This window comes from Puerhibacterium sp. TATVAM-FAB25, assembly GCF_046535855.1.
GTDB lineage: Bacteria > Actinomycetota > Actinomycetes > Actinomycetales > Cellulomonadaceae > Puerhibacterium > Puerhibacterium variabilis_A.
Genome location: NZ_JAXUAK010000029.1, coordinates 1 through 11,842 on the forward strand (window position 1 = coordinate 1; position 11,842 = coordinate 11,842).

The window sequence follows — 11,842 nt, forward strand, 5'->3', positions numbered from 1 at the left end:
GGGCCCCCCCCCCCCCCCCCCCCCCCGCGGGGGGGCCCCCCCCCCCCCGCCCCCCCCGACGGGGCGGCCGGCGGGCGCGACCGGGAGGTCGCGCCTCGCCGCCGCGTCCCGCCGCCGCATCCTGTTCCTGCTGCCCGCCGCCGTGCTCATGGGCGTCCTGGGCGTCTTCCCGCTGCTCCAGCTCGTCTGGATGAGCCTCAACGACGTCACCCAGGCGACGATCAACGCCGACGCGTGGCAGCCGACCGGCCTGACCAACTACCTCGAGGGGTTCGCCTCCGGTGAGAGCGGCCCGGCGCTGGTGCGCACGCTGGTGGTCGTGGCCGTCGTGACCGTGCTCGGCATGCTGCTCGGCTTCGCCGCCGCCGTCGCCCTGCGCACCACGGGCCGCTGGTCCGGGTTCCTCCTGGCCCTCATGGTCTTCGTCTGGGCGCTCCCGCCGGTCGTCAACGGCTCGGTGTGGAAGTTCCTGCTCGGCGACGAGGGCCTGGTCAACTCCGTGCTCATGGCGCTCGGGCGCGACGCCCCCGTGCCGTTCCTCTACGACACCACGTGGGCGCTGATCTCGGTCGCGTTCGTCGGCGCCTTCGCCGTCGTGCCGTTCAACGCCCTCGTGTACCGCGCGGCGCTGATGACCATCGACCCGGAGGTCTTCGAGGCCGCGGCGCTCGACGGGGCCAACCGCTGGGGCGAGATCCGGCACATCATGGTCCCCTTCGTGCGGCCCACCACGCTCGTGCTGCTGGTGCTGACGATCGTCTACGGCTTCCGCAGCTTCGACTTCATCTACGTGATGACGTACGGCGGCCCCGGCACGGCCACCAACACCCTGCCGTTCCTCGGGTACCTGCAGGCGTTCAGCCGCTACGACTACGGCCTCGGGGCGGCGACGTCCGTGCTCGCCGTGCTCGCGGTGCTCGTCCTGGCCGCCGTCTACGCCCGCAGCATCCGCAGAGAGGAGGCCGAGGGATGAACCTGAAGGCCGGGCCCGTCGCCCTCGCCGTCAAGGCGCTGTTCACCCTGCTCTACGGCTTGCCGATCCTGTGGATCGTCCTCACGTCGTTCAAGAGCTCCGCCGACGTGTTCGGCACGCAGTCGAGCCTGGTCTTCCGCCCGACGACGGACGCCTACGTGCGCTCGCTGAACGGGGACCTGCTCACCGCGCTGGGCCAGTCCCTGGTGATCGCCACGGGCACCACCGCGCTGGTGCTGCTGATCGCCGTCCCGGCCGCCTACGGCCTGGCCCGCACCCGCGGGTGGATCGCCACCGTGGGCCTCGGGCTGCTCATCGTGCTGCAGATGCTGCCGCAGACCGCCCAGGTCATCCCGCTGTTCGACCTGTTCGGCAACTGGGGGCTGCTGGACCGCGTGGCCGCCGTCATCCTCGCGGACACCGCGCTGCTCGCGCCGTTCGCGACGCTGCTGCTGCGGCCGTTCTTCCGGTCCGTTCCGGCGTCGTTGGAGGAGGCCGGCTCGCTCGACGGCGCGGGGGTGCTGCGCACCTTCTGGTCGATCGTGCTGCCGGTGGCGCGCAACGGCGTGCTCACCGTCGCCTCGCTGACCTTCCTGCTGTCCTGGGGCGAGTTCCTCTACGCGGTCCGGTTCTTCCTCACGCCCGGCAAGTACCCGCTGTCGGCCCTGCTGAGCCAGCAGGTCTCGGCCTTCGGCATCGACTGGCCCGGGCTCATGGCGCTCGCGGTGCTCACCTCGATCCCCATCCTGGTCGTCTTCACGGCGACCTACCGCCTGCTGCGCGACGGGCTCACCGTCGGCGCGGTCAAGTGACCACGCACGGCTCACCACCCCGCTCCACCACACGAAGGACCGTTCGCATGACTGACACCACCACGCTCGCGCCCGGGCTGCGGGCCGAGGCCGGCGCCGACGCCGGCCGGCCGGTCGCCCCCTCGCGCACCCGCTGGCGCCCGCTCGGGCTCGCCGAGGTCCGCCTCGAGGGCGGGTTCTGGGGCGACCTCCAGGAGCTCAACGCCGCCGCGATGATCGACCACGTCGAGCAGTGGCTCGAGCGGATGGGCTGGACCGGCAACTTCGACGCCGCCGCCGAGGGCCGGCTGCCCGCCGACCGCCGCGGCCGCGAGTTCTCCGACTCCGAGATCTACAAGTTGCTCGAGGCGATGAGCTGGGAGGTGGGCCGCACCGGCGACGCCGGCCTGGAGGAGCGACTGCGCCGGCTCACCGCCCGCGTCGCCGCCGCCCAGGAGCCCGACGGCTACCTCAACACGATGTTCGGCCGGCCCGGCCAGGGCGCCCGCTACTCCGACCTGCAGTGGGGCCACGAGCTGTACTGCTACGGCCACCTGATCCAGGCCGGCGTCGCCCGGGCGCGCACCGCCGGCGCCGGCGACGAGCTGGTCCGCGTCGCCGTGCGCGCCGCCGACCACGTGTGCCGCGAGTTCGGCCCGGACGGCAACCCCGGCGTGTGCGGCCACCCCGAGATCGAGACCGCGCTCGTCGAGCTCTCGCGGGTCACGGGGGAGCGGCGCTACCTCGACCAGGCCCGGCTGTTCGTCGAGCGCCGCGGCCACGGCGTGCTCGGCGACATCGAGCTCGGCGCCGCCTACTACCAGGACGACGTGCCCGTCCGGGAGGCGACGGTCTTCGCGGGCCACGCGGTGCGCGCCCTGTACCTGGCCGCGGGCGCGGCCGACGTCGCCGACGAGACGGGCGACGACGGCCTGCTGGACGCCGTCGTCGGGCAGGCGCGCACCACGCTCGCCCGGCGCACCTACCTCACCGGCGGCATGGGCGCCCACCACGAGGGCGAGTCGTTCGGGCAGGACTTCGAGCTGCCGCCGGACCGCGCCTACTCGGAGACCTGCGCCGGCATCGCCTCGGTGATGCTCAACCACCGGCTGGTGCTCGCCACCGGCGAGGCGGCGCACGCCGACGCCGTCGAGCGCACGCTCTACAACGTGGTGGCGACCTCGCCCGCCGCGGACGGCCACGGCTTCTACTACACGAACACGCTGCACCAGCGGGTGCCCGGCCGGGAGGTCGACCCCGACGCGGCCAGCCCGCGCGCCGCCTCTAGCCTGCGGGCGCCGTTCTTCGAGGTCTCCTGCTGCCCGACCAACCTCACCCGCACCTTCGCGTCGCTCGCCGCGTACGTCGCCTCGGTGGACGGCGGCGGCCTGCAGCTGCACCAGTACGCGCCCGCCACGGTGCGCGCGGCGCTGGGCGACGGCCGCACGGTGGCGCTGCGCGTGGCCACCGCCTACCCGCGCGAGGGCCGCGTCGAGATCACGGCCGACGCGGCGCCGGCCGACGGCTGGACGCTGACCCTGCGGGTGCCGGCCTGGGCCCGTGGCGCCACCGTGCAGGCGGGCGGGCGCACCCTCGCGGCCGAGCCCGGCTACGTCGAGGTGCCCGGCCCGGCGGCGTGCGAGAGCGTCGTGCTCGACCTGCCCGTGGCCGCCCGGTGGACGTACGCGGACCCGCGGGTGGACGCGGTGCGCGGCCAGGTCGCCGTCGAGCGCGGCCCCGTGGTGCTCGCCCTGGAGTCGGTGGACCTCGGCGCGGACGTCGCCGGCGCGCGGGTGCGCACCGACGCCGCCCCCGTCGAGCAGGACGGCGACGTGCTGGTGCCCGTCACGGTCGTGGGGCACGACGACGCCGCGTGGCCGTACGCGGCGGACGCGCCGGCGCCGGCACCGGCGGACGCGGAGCGGCTCGTGCCGCTGGTCCCGTACCACGCGTGGGCCGAGCGTGGCCCGTCGACGATGCGCGTCTGGGTGCCGGTCGCCGGCTGACCGCCGCCGGCGCCCGGCGTTGTGGGTACAGAACACGCCGTACGGATCACGATCCGTACGGCGTGTTCTGTACCCACAACGAGAGCGGGCGGAGTCAGGCCGGGGTGAGGGTCCCCGCCAGCGCCGTCCACGACTCCGGCTCGAGCCGCACGGTGGTCGTGGCGCCGTCGCGGCGCACCGCCGTCGCGACGTCGACCGCGCCCCAGCACTTCTCGGCGACCCGTGCCGCGTGCTCGGGGCCCTCGACGGCGGCCCCATGGTCGGCGAGCATGCGCCAGCCCTCGGTCACGGCGAGCGCCGAGCCGAGGTGGTCCACCGCGACCTCGACCGGCTCCGACGAGCGGTTGGTGAGGAACAGCGCCGCGGCGCCGTCGTCGCCCACCGTGCCGGCCGCGGTCACCACCGGCACCTCGCCGTGCTTCGCCGTGGTGTACGACGGCGTGGCGACCCGCAGGTCGAGCGCCTCGCCGCGGGCGAGCCGCGCCGTCGTCGCGAACGGGTGGAACGTGGGCTGGCGCCAGGCCTCGCCGCCGGGCTCGGTCATGATCGGCGCGATGACGTTGACCAGCTGCGCCAGGCACGCCACCGGCACACGGTCGGCGTGGTTGAGCAGCGTCACCAGCAGGTCGCCGACGACCACCGCGTCGAGGCCCGAGTAGACGTCCTCGATGATGCGCGGGGCGTCGCGCTGGATCGGCAGGTTCTGCTCGCCCGGGAACCGCGTCTCGAGGTACCAGACGTTCCACTCGTCGAAGCTGATGGTGATCTTCTTGTCGGAGCGCCGCTGGGCCCCCACGGCGTCGGCCGAGGCGACCACGCGCTCGACGAACCGGTCCATCGCGGTGCCCGAGGCGAGGAACGAGCCGCGGTCGCCGTCGACCTCCTCGTAGTAGGCGTGCATCGAGACGTGGTCGACCAGGTCGTACGTGTACGACAGGACCGTGCGCTCCCACTCGCCGAACGTCGGCATCTGCATGGAGCTCGAGCCGCAGACCACGAGCGAGATCGACGGGTCCACGAGCTTCATCGCCTTGCCGGCCTCGGCGGCGAGCTTGCCGTACTCGTGGGCGTCCTTGTGCCCGATCTGCCACGGGCCGTCCATCTCGTTGCCCAGGCACCACAGCCGCACGCCGTAGGGCTTCTCGCGGCCGTTGGCGATGCGCAGGTCGGCCCAGCGGGTGCCCGCCTCGCCGTTGCAGTACTCGACCAGCGCCGCGGCGGCGGCGACGCCGCGGGTGCCGAGGTTGACGGCCATCATCGGCTCGATGCCCTCGCGCTCGGCCCACTGCAGGAACTCGTCGGTGCCCACGAGGTTGGGCTCGACCGTCCGCCAGGCCAGGTCGAGGAACGGCTTGCGGTCCTCGACCGGCCCGACGCCGTCCTCCCACACGTAGTTGGAGACGAAGTTGCCGCCCGGGTAGCGGACCATCGAGACGCCCAGCTCGCGGGTGAGGTCGGCGACGTCGCGCCGGAAGCCGTGGGGGTCGGCCGTAGGGTGGTCCGGCTCGTAGATCCCGGTGTAGACGGCGCGCCCGAGGTGCTCGACGAACGAGCCGAACAGCCGGCGGTCGACGGGGCCCTTGCGGAACGCAGGGTGAAGGGTGATGCGGACGGCACTGTCGCTCATGGGTGTCCTTCGGTGTGACGGGGCTTACATCGATGTACATTAGCGGTCTGTCCGGGTCTCGACGAGGAGGAGGACGCATGGCGGTCACGATGCGGGACGTCGCCGACCGGGCGGGGGTGTCCGTCAAGACCGTCTCCAACGTGGTCAACGGCTACCCGCACATCCGGCCGGAGACCCGCGGCCGGGTCGAGGACGCGATCACCGCGCTGGGCTACCAGGTGAACCTCTCGGCGCGCAGCCTGCGCCAGGGCCGCACGGGCATGATCGGCCTGGCCCTGCCCGAGCTCTCCCTGCCGTACTTCGCCGAGCTGGCCGACTCCGTCATGCGCGCCGCCGAGCAGCGCGGCCTCGTGGTGCTCATCGAGCAGACGGGGGCCGTGCGCGAGCGCGAGCTCGAGGTGCTGCGCAGCGAGCGGCGCCGCCTCACCGACGGCCTGCTGTTCTCGCCGCTGGCCCTCGAGCCGGAGGAGACAGCGGCGCTCGACGTCGACTACCCGATGGTGCTGCTGGGCGAGCGCATCTTCGGCGGGCCGGTGGACCACGTGACGATGGCCAACGTGGACGGCGCGCGGGCCGCGACGGCGCACCTGGTGGCCCGCGGGTGCCGGCGCGTCGCCGTGCTGGGCGCGCACCCCGGCGAGCGGATGGGCTCCGCCGCGCTGCGTCTGGAGGGCTACCGCGCCGCGCTGGCGGACGCCGGCCTGCCGTTCGACCCGGCCCTGGTCGGCGAGGCCGGGCTGTGGCACCGCTCCACGGGAGCCGAGGCCATGGGGCGCCTGCTCGACTCCGGCGTCGAGGTGGACGGCGTGTTCGCCATGAACGACGCCCTCGCGCTCGGCGCGCTGCACGTGCTGCACGCGCGCCGCGTCGCGGTGCCCGGGCAGGTGGCCGTCGTCGGGTTCGACGACGTCGACGACGCCCGGTACGCCGAGCCCCCGCTGAGCTCGGTCTCGCCGGGCCGGGAACAGATCGCGCAGACCGCGGTGGGGATGCTCGTGGAGCGCATCGCCGGCTCGGCGGCCCCGCCGCGCCGCGTCGTGGCCGACTTCGCCGTCGTGGCGCGGGAGTCGACGGCGCGCTGACCGGCGACGACGCCGGGCGGCGGCCCGAGGGTGGCCGACCGGGTGGCGCCCGGTGGCCGGGCGGTGCGAAGGTCACGGATCGATAACGGGGCTTCACCCTGTGTTGTGGGCCATGTCTACAACGCTGTAAACATGACTCCGGCACGCGCTTTACAACGATAGAAACGGTCCGCGGTGCCGCGGGCCGAGGGGCCACGGCGGCCCCGCAGTCACGGTTCGAGGAGGAATCGGCATGCGCACGACCACGCGACGACGCGGCGCGGCCCTGGCGGCCGCGCTGTCCCTGGTCGCGGCCCTCGGGGGCTGCGCGTCCGGGGGACCGGGCGCGCCGGCGACGACGGGCAGCTGCACCAACGAGATCGTGCACCCCGACGCGACGCGGGTGACGCTGTGGGCCTGGTACCCCGCGGTGGAGACGATCGTCGACCGGTTCAACCAGAGCCACGACGACGTCCAGGTGTGCTGGACGAACGCCGGCCAGGGCGCCGACGAGTACGGCAAGTTCTCCACGGCCATCGAGGCCGGCACCGGGGCGCCGGACGTCATCCAGCTCGAGTCGGAGATCCTGCCGACGTTCACGATCCTCGACTCGCTCGTGGACCTGTCGGAGTACGGCGCGGCCGACATGGCCGACCAGTTCACCGAGGGCGCCTGGACCGACGTCTCCGACGGCGACGCCGTGTACGCGGTCCCCGTCGACGGCGGCCCGGTGGGCATGCTGTACCGCGCCGACATCTTCGAGGAGCACGGCGTCGAGCCCCCCACCACGTGGGACGAGTTCGCCGAGGCGGCGCAGCAGCTGCGCGACGCCGGCTACGACGGCTACATCACCAACTACGCGACCAACGGCGGCGCCTTCAACTACGCGCTGTTCGCCCAGGCGGGCTGGGAGCCGTTCACCTACGACAGCGCGAAGCCCGACCAGATCGGGATCGACGTCGACACCCCCGAGGCGCGCAAGGTGCTTGCGTACTGGAAGGACCTCGTCGACCGCGGCCTCGTCTCCACCGACGACGCGTTCACCAGCGACTACAACACCAGCCTCGTGGACGGCACCTACGCCGTCTACATCGCGGCCGCCTGGGGCCCGGGCTACCTGTCGGGGCTGTCCGACGCCGACTCCGGCGCGCGCTGGGCCGCGGCCCCGCTGCCGCAGTGGGACCCCGAGAACCCCGTCGCGGTCAATCAGGGCGGGTCCACGCTGGCGGTGACCTCGCAGGCGCGGGACAAGGAGGCCGCGGCCACGGTGGCCATGGAGCTGTTCGGCGACATGGGCACGTGGAAGGTCGGCGTCGAGGACGCGGGCCTGTTCCCGCAGTGGGAGCCGATGCTCGGGTCCGACTGGTTCCGCGACCGCGAGGACCCCTTCTTCGGCGGGCAGCGCACCAACGCCGACGTCTTCCTCGACGCGGCCGCGGGCTACGAGGGCTTCACGTTCAGCCCGTTCCAGGTCTACGCCTACGACCGCCAGACCCAGGCGCTCTACGACATGGTCGAGGGCGACGGCGACGCCGCGGACGCCCTCGCCACCATCCAGGACAGCCTCGTCCGGTACGCCGAGCAGCAGGGCTTCACCGTCCGGTCAGGCGCGGGGAGCACCCCGTGAGCGGCCCCGTGAGCAACCCCGTGAGCAACCCCGTGAGCAACCCCGTGAGCAACCCCGTGAGCGACCCAGGAGCACACCCATGACCTCGTCGACGACGACGGGCGCCTCCCGGGCGGCGGCCCCGCCCGCCCCCAGAGCCCGCACCTCGGCCCGCACCTCGGCCCGCACCTCGGCCCGCACCCCCGCCCGGGCGGGCGGCGCCGGGAGCGCCAGCCGGCTCGACAGCCGCCGCCAGTGGTGGGGCTGGCTGTTCCTCACTCCCTTCACGGTGGTGTTCCTGCTGTTCCTCGTGGTGCCGCTGGGCTACGCCTTCTGGCTGAGCCTGCACACCAAGGGGATCGCCACCGGCGGCGTCAGCGAGTTCACCGGCGTGGCCAACTACCTCCGGGTGTTCACCGACACCGACTTCCTGCGCGGCATGCTGCGCGTGCTGCTGTTCGTGCTGGTGATGGTGCCGATCCAGGTCGGCCTCGCCCTCGCGATCGCCCTGGTGCTCGACACCCTGGCCACGCGGCTGAGCAAGGCCTCGCGGCTGCTGGTCTTCGTGCCGTACGCCATCCCGGCGGTCATCGGCGCCCTGATGTGGGGCTTCCTGTACAGCCCCCGGTTCGGCCCGGCGGCCGACGTCTTCGGCGTGTTCGGGCTGGAGGCGCCGAACTTCCTCGACCGCGACCTCGTGTTCGGGTCCCTGGTCAACATCGTGACCTGGCAGTGGGTCGGCTACTACATGATCATCATCTACGCGGCGCTGCGGGCCATCGACCCGTCCGTCTACGAGGCGGCGCGGCTCGACGGAGCCAGCAACCGGCAGATCGCCTGGCGGATCAAGGTGCCGATGATCTCGTCGTCCATGGTGATGATCGTCATCTTCTCCCTGATCGGGACGCTGCAGTTCTTCACCGAGCCCACCGTGCTGCGCTCGGTCGCCCAGGGCGCGATCCCCACCACCTACACGCCGAACATGTACGCGTACTCGATGGCGTTCTCGTACAGCCAGTTCAACTACGCGTCCACCATCGCGTTCGCGCTCGGCATCCTCGTGTTCATCGGGTCGTACGCCTTCCTGTACGCGACCCGCAAGCAGAGCGGACTGAAGTCATGACGACGGCGACCACGACCCCCGACCGCAGCATCCTGCGCACCGTCCGGGCCGCCCGGCGCGGCGACCGCCGGCCGGACCCCGCGGTCGCCACGCCCGGCAGCTCCCGGCGGATCGGCTCCCACGTCTTCCTGCTCCTGGTGGCCTTCTACTTCGTGGTGCCGCTGTGGTGGCTCCTCGTGGGCTCGACCAAGTCCAACAGCGGCCTGTTCGTGGGCTCCGGCGGCGCGCTGTGGTTCAACGACGAGTTCGCCCTCTGGGACAACATCCGGGGCCTGTTCACGCACCAGGGCGGCATCTACTGGACCTGGCTGCGCAACTCGTTCCTCTACGCGTTCGCCGGCGGCATCGGGTCCACCGTGCTCGCCGTGCTGGCCGGCTACGCGCTGGCCAAGTACCGGTTCCGGGGCCGCAACCTGTACTTCTCGCTGCTGCTCGGCTCGGTGATGGTGCCGACGACGGCGCTGACCATCCCCACGTTCGTGCTGCTCAGCAGCCTGGGCATGATCAACACGGTGTGGGCGGTGATCCTGCCGTCGCTCCTGAGCCCGATCGGCGTGTACCTCGTGCGCGTCTACGCGGCCGACGCCGTCCCGGACGAGATGCTCGACGCCGCGCGCGTCGACGGCGCCGGGGAGCTGCGGCTGTTCTTCCAGGTGGCGATGCCGCTGCTGCGCCCCGCGGTGGTGACCGTGCTGCTGCTGACCACGGTGGCGACGTGGAACAACTTCTTCCTGCCGCTGGCCGTGCTGCGCGACCCGAACCTGCTGCCGGTCACGGTGGGCATCAACCAGTGGCAGGCCCTGTCCAACGCCGGGGCCGGCGGCGAGCAGGTGTGGAACCTCGTCGTCACCGGCGCGTTCCTGTCGATCGTCCCGCTCGTGGCGGCGTTCCTGGGTCTGCAGAAGTACTGGCAGGGCGGGCTGTCGCTCGGCGCCATCAAGTGACCCGCGCGACCCCACGACCGCACGACCCCACCGACCTCACCGACCTCACCGACCTCACCGACCTCACCGACGAGGAGAACCCATGCTGACCGCCACCGTCACCGTCGACCCGGCGTTCGTCGTCGGCCCCGTGCGCCCGCGCACCTTCGGCTCGTTCGTCGAGCACCTGGGCCGCTGCGTCTACACGGGCATCCACGACCCCGGCCACCCCACCGCCGACGAGGACGGCTTCCGCGGCGACGTGCTCGACCTCGTGCGCGAGCTGGGCGTGACCACCGTGCGCTACCCCGGCGGCAACTTCGTCTCCGGCTACCGCTGGGAGGACGGCATCGGGCCGCGCGGCGAGCGCCCGCGCCGGCTCGACCTGGCCTGGCACTCGACCGAGCCCAACCTCGTGGGCGTCGACGAGTTCATGCGCTGGGCGGCCAAGGCCGGCGTCGAGCCGATGATGGCCGTCAACCTCGGCACACGCGGCGTGCAGGAGGCGCTCGACCTGCTCGAGTACTGCAACGTTCCGGGCGGCACGCGGTGGTCGGACGAGCGGCGCAAGAACGGCGCCGAGGACCCGTACCGCGTGAAGATGTGGTGCCTCGGCAACGAGATGGACGGCCCGTGGCAGATCGGCCACAAGACCGCCCACGAGTACGGGCGCCTGGCCACCGAGACGGCACGCGCCATGCGGATGGTCGACCCCGGCGTCGAGCTGGTGGTCTGCGGGTCGTCCAGCTCGCAGATGCCGACCTTCGGCGAGTGGGAGCGGGTGGTCCTCACCGAGGCGTACGAGCACGTCGACCACGTCTCGGCGCACGCCTACTACTGGGAGGAGGACGGCGACCTCGCCTCCTTCCTCGCATCGGCCGTGGACATGGACCACTTCGTCGAGTCCGTGGCGGCCACCGCCGACGCCGTGCGCGCCGCCGGCAAGCACGCCAAGCGGATCAGCATCTCGTTCGACGAGTGGAACGTCTGGTACCAGCGGCGTGCCGAGTCCCGCCCGCCGTCGGGTGACGACTGGCCCGTGGCGCCCGTGCTGCTCGAGGACCGCTACAACGTGGCCGACGCGGTCGTCGTCGGCTCGCTGCTGATCAGCCTGCTGCGCCACACCGACCGGGTGCACGCCGCCTCGCTGGCGCAGCTGGTCAACGTCATCGCCCCGATCATGACCGAGCCGGGCGGGCGGGTGTGGAAGCAGACGATCTTCCACCCGTTCGCCTTGACGGCGCGGCACGCGCACGGCGAGGTGCTGCACGTGGCGGTCGACGCCCCGGTGCAGGGGACCGCGAAGTTCGGCGAGGTGCCCGCCGTGGACGCCGTCGCCACCCACGACCCGGAGACCGGCGACCTCACGCTGCTCGCCGTCAACCGTTCGACCACCGACGCCGTGGGCCTCGACGTCGACCTGCGCGGGTTCCCCGGGCTGCGGGTGGTCGAGGCGCTGACGCTGTCCAACCCCGACCACACGTGGTCGGCCACGGCCGACGACGACGCCTCGGTGGCGCCGCGGCCGAACGCCTCCGCGACGGTGGCCGACGGCCGGGCCACGGCCGAGCTCCCTCCGGTCTCCTGGAGCGTGGTGCGGCTGGCGCGCGCCTGACGCTCCGCGCAGGAGGCGCTCGCGGCGGGGGGCGGCGCCCGGGCGCCCGGGGGGGGGCCCCCCGGGCGCCCGGGGGCGCCCGGGGGCGCGGGGGGGGGGGGGGGGGGGGGGGGGGGC

Annotated in this window: 9 protein-coding genes; 8 read left to right on the forward strand and 1 reads right to left on the reverse strand. The window is 73.1% G+C overall.

The genetic code is table 11. The features are described from left to right. Nucleotides 1–148 precede the first annotated feature (148 nt). The 3 genes from U5M74_RS16025 to U5M74_RS16035 are packed head-to-tail and all read left to right on the forward strand — an operon-like array spanning nt 149 to nt 3,770. Nucleotides 149–973 (forward strand): carbohydrate ABC transporter permease, encoded by an 825-nt coding sequence (locus U5M74_RS16025; RefSeq protein WP_410909926.1) that lies wholly within the window; start codon nt 149–151, stop codon nt 971–973. Continuing rightward, nucleotides 970–1,785, forward strand: coding sequence for a carbohydrate ABC transporter permease (locus tag U5M74_RS16030; protein WP_410909919.1), 816 nt, complete (start codon nt 970–972; stop codon nt 1,783–1,785). Before U5M74_RS16025 ends, U5M74_RS16030 begins: the two co-directional genes overlap by 4 nt. Nucleotides 1,786–1,832: 47 nt before the next feature. Continuing rightward, nucleotides 1,833–3,770, forward strand: coding sequence for a glycoside hydrolase family 127 protein (locus U5M74_RS16035; RefSeq protein WP_410909920.1), 1,938 nt, complete (start codon nt 1,833–1,835; stop codon nt 3,768–3,770). 94 nt (nt 3,771–3,864) lie between these two features. Here the strand turns inward: U5M74_RS16035 and U5M74_RS16040 are convergent, their stop codons facing one another. Next, complete coding sequence (locus tag U5M74_RS16040) at nt 3,865–5,397, reverse strand: alpha-N-arabinofuranosidase (RefSeq protein WP_410909921.1); 1,533 nt, start codon at nt 5,395–5,397, stop codon at nt 3,865–3,867. 77 nt (nt 5,398–5,474) lie between these two features. Here U5M74_RS16040 and U5M74_RS16045 point away from each other — a divergent pair, with 77 nt between their 5' ends. The 5 genes from U5M74_RS16045 (at nt 5,475) to U5M74_RS16065 (ending at nt 11,725) form a co-directional block, all read left to right on the forward strand. After that, complete coding sequence (locus U5M74_RS16045) at nt 5,475–6,479, forward strand: LacI family DNA-binding transcriptional regulator (protein WP_410909922.1); 1,005 nt, start codon at nt 5,475–5,477, stop codon at nt 6,477–6,479. A gap of 232 nt (nt 6,480–6,711) precedes the next feature. Then, nucleotides 6,712–8,085 (forward strand): ABC transporter substrate-binding protein, encoded by a 1,374-nt coding sequence (locus tag U5M74_RS16050; RefSeq protein ID WP_410909923.1) that lies wholly within the window; start codon nt 6,712–6,714, stop codon nt 8,083–8,085. Between the two features lie 79 nt (nt 8,086–8,164). After that, entirely contained in the window at nt 8,165–9,187 is a 1,023-nt protein-coding gene (locus U5M74_RS16055; protein WP_410909924.1) for a carbohydrate ABC transporter permease, read from the forward strand. Beyond that, nucleotides 9,184–10,131, forward strand: a complete 948-nt coding sequence (locus U5M74_RS16060; protein WP_084817845.1) for a carbohydrate ABC transporter permease — start codon at nt 9,184–9,186, stop codon at nt 10,129–10,131. The genes U5M74_RS16055 and U5M74_RS16060 overlap by 4 nt, the downstream gene beginning before the upstream one ends. An 82-nt stretch (nt 10,132–10,213) precedes the next feature. Further along, on the forward strand, nt 10,214–11,725 hold the full coding sequence (locus U5M74_RS16065) for an alpha-N-arabinofuranosidase (protein ID WP_410909925.1): 1,512 nt from the start codon (nt 10,214–10,216) through the stop codon (nt 11,723–11,725). Nucleotides 11,726–11,842: the final 117 nt, after the last annotated feature.

Excerpts from the sequence above, each read along its gene's own strand:
- U5M74_RS16025 (WP_410909926.1), top strand. The coding sequence starts at position 149 with ATGGGCGTCCTGGGCGTCTTCCCGCTGCTCCAGCTCGTCTGGATGAGC.
- U5M74_RS16030 (WP_410909919.1), top strand. The coding sequence starts at position 970 with ATGAACCTGAAGGCCGGGCCCGTCGCCCTCGCCGTCAAGGCGCTGTTC.
- U5M74_RS16035 (WP_410909920.1), top strand. The coding sequence starts at position 1,833 with ATGACTGACACCACCACGCTCGCGCCCGGGCTGCGGGCCGAGGCCGGC.
- U5M74_RS16040 (WP_410909921.1), bottom strand. The coding sequence starts at position 5,397 with ATGAGCGACAGTGCCGTCCGCATCACCCTTCACCCTGCGTTCCGCAAG.
- U5M74_RS16045 (WP_410909922.1), top strand. The coding sequence starts at position 5,475 with ATGGCGGTCACGATGCGGGACGTCGCCGACCGGGCGGGGGTGTCCGTC.
- U5M74_RS16050 (WP_410909923.1), top strand. The coding sequence starts at position 6,712 with ATGCGCACGACCACGCGACGACGCGGCGCGGCCCTGGCGGCCGCGCTG.
- U5M74_RS16055 (WP_410909924.1), top strand. The coding sequence starts at position 8,165 with ATGACCTCGTCGACGACGACGGGCGCCTCCCGGGCGGCGGCCCCGCCC.
- U5M74_RS16060 (WP_084817845.1), top strand. The coding sequence starts at position 9,184 with ATGACGACGGCGACCACGACCCCCGACCGCAGCATCCTGCGCACCGTC.
- U5M74_RS16065 (WP_410909925.1), top strand. The coding sequence starts at position 10,214 with ATGCTGACCGCCACCGTCACCGTCGACCCGGCGTTCGTCGTCGGCCCC.